The following is a 7,021-nucleotide window of genomic DNA, read 5'->3' on the forward strand; positions in this document are numbered from 1 at the left end:
TGACCCCCTCGTCGCCCGCCGTGCCCGCGACGGCGTCGGCGAGCCCGGTCGCGAGGCGGTCGAGGGAGGCGTCGAGGTCGTCGGGGCGCAGCTCGGGGGCGTCCACGACGCGGACCCGGTAGGCGTCGGCGGCCAGCCGCCGGCCGAGGCGGGTGTAGGTGGCGCGGGTCTCGCCGCGCCCGGGGACGACGACGATCGTGCCCCGTACCCGCAGCCCGACCGGCCCGTGGTGGTCGGTGTACTCGGTCATCTCAAGCTCCTGGGGTGTCGGACGGCGGGCGGACGGCCGCGCCGGGTCGGGGCGGGCGGCCGGGCGGGGTCCGGCGCTCGGGGCCGCTCACGCGTCGGGGGCGAGGACGGGCTCGCGGGTGTGGCGGTTGGCGGGGACGGGCAGGCCGAGGTTGCCACGCAGGGTGTCGGCCGCGTACGCGGTGCGGAACAGGCCGCGCCGCTGGAGCAGCGGCACCACGCCGTCGACGAAGAGTTCGAGGTCGTCGTCGGTGCGGAAGGCGAGGTTGATGCCGTCGAAGGTGCCGGCCGCGAACCAGCGGGCGATGGTGTCGGCGACGGTCTCCGGTGCCCCGACGAACGGCGAGCGGCGGAACGCGTTGGCCGACTCGGCGACCTGACGGAGCGTCAACTTCTGTTCCCGGGCGCGGGCGATGATCTGGGCGGCCGCGGTCCTGCCGCCCTTCTCGGCGAGGTGGGCGACGTCGGGGAAGGGCGCGTCGAGGTCGTGGGCGGCGAAGTCGTAGGCGCCGAAGGAGCGGCCGAGCAGGGCGAGGTTGCGGCCGAGGTCGTTGTCCTCGTCGAAGATCTCCCGCTCCCGGCGCCGTGCCGCGTCGTCGGTGGCGGCGACGACCGGCCCGCCGTGGATGAAGATCTTGATGTGCTCGGGGTCGCGGCCGTGGGCGGCGGTGCGGCGCTTGATGTCGGCGTAGTACTCCTGGGCCTGCTCCAGCGAGCCGCCCGGCGCGTAGATGCCCTCGGCGACCCGCGCGGCGAGGTCGCGGCCCTCCTCGGAGACCCCGGCCTGGAAGATCACCGGCTGGCCCTGGGGCGAGCGGGACAGGTTGAGCGGGCCCGCGACCTTGAAGTGCTCGCCCTCGTGGCCGAGTTCGTGCAGCTTGCTCGGGTCGAGGAAGACATCGCGGGCGACGTCGGCGGGGAACGCGTCGTCCTCGTAGGAGTCCCACAGGCCGCGGGCGACCTCCACGAACTCCAGGGCGCGGCCGTAGCGGGTGGCGTAGTCGAGGTGTTCGTCGAGCCCGTAGTTGCGGGCGGTGCCGGTGTCGAAGCTGGTGACGACGTTCCATCCGGCCCGGCCGCCGCTGATGTGGTCGAGGGAGGCGAAGCGGCGGGCGAGGTTGAAGGGCGAGTTGTAGGTGGAGCTCGCGGTGCCCACCAGGCCGATGTGCCGGGTGTGGGTGGCGACCGCGGAGAGCAGGGTGAGGGGTTCGAGGCGGTTGAGGTAGTGGGCCGGGTAGGTGGCGTTGATGAACTGGCTGTCGACGATGAACAGGGCGTCGAACAGGGCGTGTTCGGCGGCCTTGGCCTGCCGGATGTAGTAGTTGACGTCGATGCTGGCGTTCTTGGCGACCCGGGGGTCCTTCCAGAGGCCGTGCTGGCCGGGGCCGCCGACGCCGTAGGGGTGCAGGGCGAGGTGCAGGGTGCGGGACATGGTTCTTCCTGGGGTGCGAGGGCGGGTTCAGACGGGCAGGAGGGCGCGCAGGGCGTCGCGTTCGGCCCGGCTCGAGGGGGCCGGTCCGCGCAGCGTGGGCGCGGAGCCGAGCAGCAGCCGGGTGTAGGGGTGCCGGGGCGCGCCGATGATCTCGGCGGCGGTGCCGGTCTCGACCTGCTCGCCGCGGTGGAGCACGGCGATGCGGTCGGCGACCCCGGCGACGGAGCCGAGGTCGTGGGAGATGAAGAGGAGGGCGGTTCCGGCGTCGCGGAGTTCCTTGAGGATCTCCAGGACCTGGACGCGGTTGGCGGAGTCCAGGGCGCTGACCGGTTCGTCGAGCAGGAGCAGCCGCGGTTCGGTGATCAACGCCCGTGCGACGGCGACGCGTTGGCGCTGGCCGCCGGAGATCTCGCCGGGCAGCCGGTCCAGGAGCGCCCCGTCGAGCCGTACCCGGGTGAGCAGGGCGCGGGCCCGTTCGACGGCGTCGGCCCGCGGCACGCCCCGGACCAGGAGGGGTTCGGTGAGCGAGTCGGCGACCGTGAGGTCCGGGTCGAGGCTGCGCAGCGGGTCCTGGAAGACGTACTGCACGGTGCCGCGGCGGCGCAGGGCGCGCCACTGGCGGCGGCCGTGGCGGGTGACGTCCTCGCCGTCGACGAGGATCGTGCCGGCCGACGCCTCGACCAGGCCGAGGACGGTCCTGGCGAGGGTGGACTTGCCGGACCCGGTCTCGCCGATGACGCCGACCGCCTCGCCGGGGGCGACCCGCAGCGTGACGTCGTGCAGGGCGCGGCGGCTGCGGCGGCGCGGGCCGTAGCGGACGGTGAGGCCGGTGATGTCGAGGATCGGCCGGGCGGGTGCCGGGGTGCTCATGCGTCCTCCTGCGGGGTGCGGAACCGTTCGAGGCCGTACTGCTCGTGCTCGTCGATGAGCAGCCGGGTGTAGGCGTGCCGGGGCCGGTGCAGGACGGTGCGGGTCGGGCCCTGCTCGACGACCTCGCCCTGCCGCATCACCAGGACCTCGTCGCACCGCTGGGCGACCAGGGCGAGGTCGTGGGAGACCAGGACGAGGCCGAGTCCGGTGCGTTCGCGCAGTTCGTCGAGGAGGTCGAGGATCTCGGCCTGGACGGTGACGTCGAGGGCGGTGGTGGCCTCGTCGGCGATCAGGACGCGGGGGTCGGCGGCCACGGCGGCGGCGATCAGGACGCGTTGCAGCATGCCGCCGGAGAGTTCGTGCGGGTACTGGACGCGGACCAGGTCCGGGTCGCGCAGCCGGACGGCGTCCAGCAGCGCGCGGGCGCGGTCGCGGGCCGCCCTGCGCCCGAGGCCCTTCTTGACCCGCAGCACCTCGGCGATCTGCTCGCCGACCCGGATGGAGGGGTTGAGGTAGGAGGCGGGGTCCTGGAAGACGGCGCTGAGGACGGTGCCCCGCAGCGCGGTCCAGCGGCGCGGGGTGAGGGTCGCGATGTCGGTGCCGTCGATCTCGACGGTGCCGTGGCTGATCTCGACGTGGGCCGGGAGCAGGCCGAGGGCGGCCCGGCAGGTGAGGGTCTTGCCGCTGCCGGACTCGCCGACGATGCCGACGGTCCGGCCGGGCGTGACGTCGAGGCTCACGCCGTGGACGATCTCGCGGCCCGTGGCCCGGTCGGTGATCCGGACGTCGCGCAGGGAGAGGACGGGCCGGGCGGGGGCCTGTCCGGCGGCGGGGGCGGTGGTCGTCGGGGAGAGGGCGGTCATCGGGTGCCTCCGGAGGGGACGGGGTCGGCCTCGGCGGTGCGGCGGGCGCGGGCCCGGCGCCGTCCGGCGAGGGCGCGTCCGGCCTCGCCCGAGGCGTCGCGGATCGCGTCGGCGAGGAGGTTGCTCGCCCACACGGTGAGGGTGATGAGCAGCGCGGGGGCGAGCGGCGCCCACGGCCGCTGGTCGAGGTAGCCGAGGTCGGAGGCGAGCAGGCCGCCCCAGGTGGGCGCGGGCGGCTGCACGCCGATGCCGAGGAAGGTGAGGCTGGAGACGATGACGAAGCCGACGCCGATCGTCTGGGCGAGGGCGACCGCGATGGGCGGGAGGACCTTGGCCCACACATGCCTGCGCACGATCCAGCCGGTGGAGGCGCCCGCGACGACCGCCGCCTCCACGTACGGGGAGCGGGCCACCGCGAGGGTCGCGGCGCGGGCCACCCGGTAGAACAGCGGCGACACCAGGACGCCGGTGACCAGCATGGCCTGGGTGATGCCGTTGCCGAGCAGGGCGATCACGGCGACCGCGAAGAGCAGGAACGGCAGCGCCACCAGGGTGTCGGCGAGCCGCAGGGTGATCCACTCGAAGACCCGGCCGAGCTGGACGGAGAGGATGCCCGGCAGCACCCCGACGGCCATGGCGGTCAGGGCGACCTCCAGGGAGCCGAGCACGCTGACGCGGGAGCCGTCGAGGAGGCGGCTGAGGACGTCCCGGCCGAGGTGGTCGGTGCCCAGCCAGTGCGCTCCGGAGACGGCGGCGAGGGTGTCGTCGCTGGTGGTCAGCGGGTTCTGCGGGGCGAGCCAGGGGCCGAGGAGCGCGAGCAGGGCGATCAGGCCGAGGATGCCGGCGGCGATCCTGCCGGTGGTGAGGGAGAGGACGACGCGCACCATGGTTCACACTCCTCGCCCGGACGCCGGTGTCACGCGGGCCAGCACCAGGTTGACGATCAGGTTGAAGGTGACGACCAGGAGGATCGACACCACGAGGACGCCCTGGACGGCGGGGACGTCACCGGCCTGGGCGGAGTCGTTGGCGAACCGTCCGAAGCCCTGGAGGCCGAAGATCCACTCGGTGACGACGGAGGCGCCGACCAGGGCGGGGAACTTGAGCCCGAGGGTGGCGAGGACGGGTCCGAGTCCGTTGCGCAGCACGTGCTTGAAGAAGATCCGCCGGGGTCCGAGCCCCCTGACCAGCGCTCCGGTCACGTAGTTCTCCCGGTAGGCGGCGACCAGGCTGCCGCGCAACTGCCGGGCGACGTCGGCGATCACGTCGAGGCTCAGCGCGAGGGCGGGCAGGGTGATGTGCGCGAGCCAGGGGCCCACCCCCTGGTCGGGGGGCACGTACCCGGCGGAGGGGAACAGGCCGAGGCCGACCGCGAGGACGGCGGCCAGCAGGATGCCGACGACGAACGCGGGCATCACCGAGATCACCGTGACGAAGGCGGTGACGGCGCGGTCGATCCAGGTGGTGCGGCGGACCGCGGCGAGCGTGCCGAGGAGAAGTCCGGCGCTGACGCCGATGAGCAGCGCGAGGGTGGCGACCGAGAGGCTGACGCCGAGGCCGAGCCCGATCAGGGTGGAGATGTCGGCGCCGTTGGTCCAGCTCGTGCCGAGGCGGCCGTGCAGGACGCCGCCGAACCAGTCCGCGTACTGGGCGAGGAAGGGCCGGTCGAGTCCCCAGTGGGCCTCGACGCGGGCGATCGCCTCGGGGGTCGCGTCCTCGCCGAGCTGGATGCGGGCCGGGCTGAGGCCGCTGAGCGAGCGGAGCGCGAACGTCACGAAGGTCGCGACCACGAAGACGGGCACGAAGATCGCGAAGGAGCGGGCGAGGATGGTCAGGGCCCGCAGCGCCGCGCGCCGGGTCCTGGCGGCGCCGCCCGGCCGCCGGGCCGGCGCGCGGGTCGCGTCGGTGGTCGTCATGGTGCTGCCCCCTTCCTGGGTGGTGGTCAGCGGGAGCCGGAGAGGGTGACGCCGGTCCAGTCGATGTGCGCCGGGTTCTTCGGCAGGTCGGACAGGGACGGGCTCTTGGCGAACAGGTTGGGCGAGGAGTAGGTGAAGACGAGGGCCTTGCTCTTGAGGCCCGCACGGGTGGCGGCGCGCAGGACGCGCGGGTAGCCGGGGTCGTCCAGCGGGGTCCGGCGGACCTCGGCGACGGCGGCCTCGAAGCCGCCGGGCTCGTACGGCGAGGAGAGGTTGAGCGGCCCGTCGGGTCCGAAGTGGGCGGTGAGGGTCTGGAGCGCGGAGTCGCGGCCGGTGGTGGCGTAGAGCGAGAACGTCAGGTCCTTGGCGAAGAACGGGGTCGCCCAGTTCTTGTCGATCTTGATGGTGACGCTGATGCCGACCTTGGCCAGTTGCGACTGGACGATCTCCGCCTGCGGGTCCTCGGCGGGCACGACGAGGGTCAGCTTCAGGGCGCCCGCCCGGTACCCCGCCTGGGCGAGCAGCTTCCTGGAGAGCGCCGGGTCGTAGGGGTAGGCGTTCTCGGACTCCGGGTCGTAGGCCGTGTAGCCCTTGGGGAAGGGCTGGTCGGTGCTCTCGCCGCGGCCGAAGGTCAGTTTGTCGACGAACTCCTGGCGGTCGACGGCGTGCCGGACGGCGTCCACGACCCGGTCGTCGTCGAAGGGCGCCTTGTTGATGTTGAGGCTGATGTTCGAGGCGTTGAAGCCGGGCTGGACGAAGACGTCGAGTCCGGCCTTCTCGGCGGCGGCGGCCTGGCTGGGTTCGATGTCGGCGAAGTTGTAGACGCCGGTGCGCAGTCCGGAGACGACGGTGGACGCGTCGGGCGCCGAGGTCAGTTCGACGCGGTCGATGTGGATGTTCTCGGCGTCCCAGTAGGCGGGGTTCTTCTTCAGGACGACCTTGGTGCCGGGGACGAGCTGGGTGACGATGAAGGGGCCCGCGCCGACCGGGTTCTGGTCGAGCTTCTCGGGCTCGGCGGCGGCCTTGGGGCTGGCGATCTGCAGGACGCGCTGGCCGAGGAGTTGGGGGATCTGGTAGTCGACCTGGTTGAGGTGGACGACCGCGTCCAGGCCGTGGGCGTCGACGGACTCGATGGAGGTGAGGTCGCCGAACAGGGCGGAGTTCTTCTGCTTCTTGGCGCGTTCGACGGCGGCCTTCACGGCGGTGGCGTCGACCGGTTCGCCGTCGCTGAAGGTGAGTCCCGAGCGCAGCCGGAAGGTGATCTGGTCGCCCGCGCTGTTGTACTTCCAGCTCTCGGCGAGGTCCGGGACGGCGTCGCCCTTGCTGTCGGTCTTCGTCAGCGAGGCGTAGACGAGGGCGAGTTCGCGGAACTGGGCGCCGCTCCCGGAGACGACCGGGTCCCAGTGCGCGGGGAAGTAGGAGGACGCCCACTTGAGGGTGGAACCGCTGCCCGCTCCGGCCGAGGCGTCGCCGCCGCAGGCGCTGAGGGCGGGGACGAGGAGCGCGGCGAGGGTGGTGGCGAGGGCCGTGGCGCGCACCGGGCGGGGGCGGCGCGGGCGTCGGGCGGTGGGTGCGGTGGGACGGGGCGTGGGACGTCCGGGCATGGGGTTTCTCTCTCTGGCGGCGCCCGTCCGCGGCGCGTCCCCGGCCACCGGCCGCGGTCCGGCGGGCGGCGACGGCGTGCCGGGGCA

At 73.6% G+C, this 7,021-nt stretch carries 6 protein-coding genes and 1 pseudogene; all 7 read right to left on the reverse strand.

What is annotated here, in order from left to right; all coding sequences use genetic code 11:
• Nucleotides 1-250: pseudogene (locus tag GA0115242_RS12615) on the reverse strand (alpha/beta hydrolase); the annotation flags it as partial.
• Between the two features lie 87 nt (nucleotides 251-337).
• Nucleotides 338-1,681: an NtaA/DmoA family FMN-dependent monooxygenase gene (locus GA0115242_RS12620; RefSeq protein ID WP_093827703.1), complete on the reverse strand. Its 1,344-nt coding sequence runs from the start codon at nucleotides 1,679-1,681 to the stop codon at nucleotides 338-340.
• Between the two features lie 27 nt (nucleotides 1,682-1,708).
• A complete protein-coding gene (locus GA0115242_RS12625) occupies nucleotides 1,709-2,551 on the reverse strand; it encodes an ABC transporter ATP-binding protein (RefSeq protein ID WP_093827705.1) in 843 nt (280 codons plus the stop codon).
• Nucleotides 2,548-3,414 (reverse strand): ABC transporter ATP-binding protein, encoded by an 867-nt coding sequence (locus GA0115242_RS12630; RefSeq protein ID WP_093827707.1) that lies wholly within the window; start codon nucleotides 3,412-3,414, stop codon nucleotides 2,548-2,550. The genes GA0115242_RS12625 and GA0115242_RS12630 overlap by 4 nt, the downstream gene beginning before the upstream one ends.
• Entirely contained in the window at nucleotides 3,411-4,301 is an 891-nt protein-coding gene (locus tag GA0115242_RS12635) for an ABC transporter permease (protein WP_093827709.1), read from the reverse strand. The genes GA0115242_RS12630 and GA0115242_RS12635 overlap by 4 nt, the downstream gene beginning before the upstream one ends.
• Before the next feature lie 3 nt (nucleotides 4,302-4,304).
• Nucleotides 4,305-5,330 carry an ABC transporter permease gene (locus GA0115242_RS12640; RefSeq protein ID WP_093827711.1) on the reverse strand — a complete coding sequence of 342 codons (1,026 nt, stop codon included), beginning with the start codon at nucleotides 5,328-5,330 and terminating at the stop codon, nucleotides 4,305-4,307.
• 26 nt (nucleotides 5,331-5,356) lie between these two features.
• Complete coding sequence (locus tag GA0115242_RS12645) at nucleotides 5,357-6,934, reverse strand: ABC transporter substrate-binding protein (RefSeq protein ID WP_093827713.1); 1,578 nt, start codon at nucleotides 6,932-6,934, stop codon at nucleotides 5,357-5,359.
• Nucleotides 6,935-7,021: the final 87 nt, after the last annotated feature.

Source organism: Streptomyces sp. SolWspMP-5a-2 (assembly GCF_900091845.1).
Taxonomy (GTDB): domain Bacteria; phylum Actinomycetota; class Actinomycetes; order Streptomycetales; family Streptomycetaceae; genus Streptomyces; species Streptomyces doudnae.